The 3325-nt window shown below is 34.8% G+C and carries 2 protein-coding genes, 1 tRNA gene and 2 rRNA genes; all 5 read right to left on the bottom strand.

The window, feature by feature from the left end:
- Nucleotides 1–705: 705 nt before the first annotated feature.
- The 5 genes from SP041_RS20520 to rrf (SP041_RS20540) all read right to left on the bottom strand — a co-directional run bounded on the left by SP041_RS20520 (nt 706) and on the right by rrf (SP041_RS20540) (nt 3322).
- Nucleotides 706–1224: a DUF6795 domain-containing protein gene (locus SP041_RS20520; RefSeq protein WP_025565779.1), complete on the bottom strand. Its 519-nt coding sequence runs from the start codon at nt 1222–1224 to the stop codon at nt 706–708.
- A 160-nt stretch (nt 1225–1384) separates the two neighbouring features.
- On the bottom strand, nt 1385–2617 hold the full coding sequence (locus SP041_RS20525; RefSeq protein WP_025565780.1) for a divalent metal cation transporter: 1233 nt from the start codon (nt 2615–2617) through the stop codon (nt 1385–1387).
- Nucleotides 2618–2936: 319 nt separating this feature from the next.
- Nucleotides 2937–3013: transfer RNA gene (locus tag SP041_RS20530), tRNA-Thr, on the bottom strand.
- An 8-nt stretch (nt 3014–3021) separates the two neighbouring features.
- Nucleotides 3022–3137: ribosomal RNA gene (gene rrf, locus SP041_RS20535) — 5S ribosomal RNA — on the bottom strand.
- A gap of 69 nt (nt 3138–3206) precedes the next feature.
- Nucleotides 3207–3322: ribosomal RNA gene (gene rrf / locus SP041_RS20540) — 5S ribosomal RNA — on the bottom strand.
- Nucleotides 3323–3325 lie beyond the last annotated feature (3 nt).

Raw genomic sequence — 3325 nt, forward strand, 5'->3', positions numbered from 1 at the left:
TTGTGCGCGTAAATATCAGAGAGCCTGAGTTAGCTACTCAATGAGAGCTCGTACATAAGTGAGCGCTTTATTCTTAGTTATTAATTTTGTTGTTGACACAGGGGAGTCCACATAGGTTGTTCCCTTTGCGAAATTAACAACGAAGAAATAAGTTATTTTAACCAGTAAAATAGATCAGTTAATTAGTGTGATTGGTATAATACCAATCTTGATAAATAAATGGTCTATTTAGGCGTTAGGGAAAATGGATGCCAGCAAGGCGTTGATTGCAGTAACTAGTAACTAGTATCCTCATTACAAAATTAACAACGAAGCTAGCATTCATTTTAACAAGCATAAATGACTAGATAATTACTTAGGTTGGTATTGTTACTGTTTACGTATGATGAATAATATTTATAAGGAATATAGAAAACATTAGAGAAAAGAGCTTGCTTAATGGACTTAAATAAATGAGAGGCTATCGTATGCGGTTATACCAATGGAATTAAATAAGTGATCAGAAATTGCGCAGGAAAAATTAACACTAATAAGGCGTGAGTTGTAGAAGATAGTTGTTCTCACTTCAAAACTCAGAACGTAGTTAGGGGTGATTTTAACCAGCAAGGATGATCACCTTATTAATTCTTTTGGTATTAGATAAGAACAGGCTATTTAGTAAGCTCAGTTTTTATTAATCCTTAGCTATTTATAAAAATAGAAGGATTACAATTTACATCGAGTATAAATAACAAAGAGTTTGCTAGGGTCTTCTTTTGCCGGTATATCATAAGTTTTTGCATCATTAGTAATATCACAAACTAAATGGTTTAATAATTCAGTCAATGTTTCACTGTCTTCAGCTTGGATGATTCTGGCATACCATAATACTAGTTCATCATCGTTATCTGTTTTTGCATAAATATGTTGATTCAAACTACTGTTGAAAAACATTTGTGACGGTTTTGAACTATGAATAATTTTATCAGGAAAATAGAAATGACCATTTTCATCTGTGACAACCTGATCTAAATATTCTTCTCCATAGGTTAACACTCTAAATACTTTAACATTAGCTAGCGGTTGGCCATTATCAAGTAAAAGCCCATGAACTTCTCTTGATAAAACAACGTCCTGTTTTTTTAAGAAACCAAACATATCCGCAAACACCAATGTTGAAACGAGTGAAAGAAAAGCAATAGAAACAACCGCTATGAATCGTCTTTTTAACTTAGATAATGACAAGATAATAGACTCCTCTTAAAGCATGTTTATAAATAAGAAAAAGCAGGGCTATAAAATAAAGAGCACTCAAACAGACTGATGAATAAGTTTAAAAACTTTTCTATAACAAACGATACGGCAGTTAATAAAACAAACATTAACTTACCGTATCATTTTTAGATTATAAAATTTTCCATATAACAAATGCCGCAGCAAAACCGATTAAATAAAGTAACCCTAACCAAGTTAAGCTTCGCAATAATGCACTGTGTTGAATACTCGTTTCTGAACGTACTAGCCTAAAGTTAAGCCATGCAAATATTGGCGTCGTAACAAAAGCTAGTGTCATCGCAAACATCAACATAGGTGCAAGAACCGATTTAAAGAACAATATAACCGCCATACCAGAAAAAGATTGTAGCAATAACCAAATATTCAAACTATGTTTAGATTGCTTAAAGCCTAATAGTTTATGCGATTCATTAAGTGTTCGTGCATAACCATCAAGCACTGTTAAGGTTGTTCCAAATAAACATAAAAAAGCAATAATAGACACTAAAGGACGTGACCATTCACCGATCGTCATGGCATACATATCAGTCAGTTGTTTAGCAAATGCAACACCACCTAATACTGCAGTACTACTTTGACCATATTGTATCAACACGCCTAAGCCAAAGAATACTAATGCCAAGATCGCTGTTAACCAATAACCAACATTAAAATCAAGTAAGCCTTGTTTTCTGGTAATGGTTTGTTGTGTTTGTTTTTCTTTTAACCATAACGAACTCAGTGCAGAGACCTCAATAGGTGCCGGCATCCAGCCCATTAGAGCAACCATAAAGCTAATCATCACTAATTCATAAGGCGATGGACCTACATAATCTGCAGGCGCCATAGGACCGTTATTAAAGGCAATAATAAATGCAATCACCGTCGTAACTGTCAATATCAACATAATAAGTTTAGCTACATTATCAAGCGCTTTAAAATGCCCAAGTAATAGGATAACTAAACAAACTGCGAGTATTAACCAACACAACACCGTCACCGGAACAATAATCGGCAGAGCATAATGCAATAAGCTTGCAGTTAACAAAATAACACCAGCAGTATTCACTACGGCGGCAATGATATTTAAAACAATAAACGAATAAAAAAACCAAGGACCTTTACTTTGGTAACCTTCAATCAGGCTTTTACCTGTCGCTAATGTATATTCAACACCAAAACGAAAGAAAGGATATTTAAGTATATTAACGGCAATAATTAACCAAATCAGTTGCCAACCAAAAATAGACCCCGCTTGCGTTGATGCGACTAAATGAGAACCACCTATAGAAGCTGTCGCCATGAGTATTCCAGGGCCAAAAGCATTAAGACGTGATTTGAATGTTGAGACTGATTGATTCATTTATAACCTTAAACATATATTTCTCGGGGAACTTAACATACAGAAATTAAAGGCAATAAAAAAGAATAAGTTTTTCTAATAAGTCACAGAATTAAGTTTTTTCACTTAACATTCGCTATTTTCGTTAAATAAATTTAAATAATGAAGTAAAAAATATAAGAATAGATTTAAAATCTAATTAAAAGAAGATAAGTAATAGGAGAGTTATAGTAGGCAATAAAAAGTAAATTTCGATGAAACACTAAAAATAAGTTAATAAACAGAGATTGTGTTTGATGTTGAGATATTGAGGAAATTGAATTGTTTAGATTTGAAGAAATGGTGCTGATAGGCGGATTCGAACCGCCGACCTCACCCTTACCAAGGGTGTGCTCTACCGAACTGAGCCATATCAGCAAATGGGGATCTGACAATGACCTACTTTCACATGAGGAGACCTCACACTATCATCGGCGCAACTGCGTTTCACTTCTGAGTTCGGCATGGGATCAGGTGGTACCACAGTGCTATTATTATCAGAAAAAATCTTATATTTATAGCATTATAAATATTAAAACCCCAGCCGTAGGACTGGGGTTTTGAATTAGGCGCTTGGCAATGACCTACTTTCACATGAGGAGACCTCACACTATCATCGGCGCAGCTGCGTTTCACTTCTGAGTTCGGCATGGGATCAGGTGGTACCACAGCGCTATTATCGCCAAGCAT

The sequence above is a fragment of the Psychromonas sp. SP041 genome, from assembly GCF_000470315.2.
Lineage (GTDB): Bacteria > Pseudomonadota > Gammaproteobacteria > Enterobacterales > Psychromonadaceae > Psychromonas.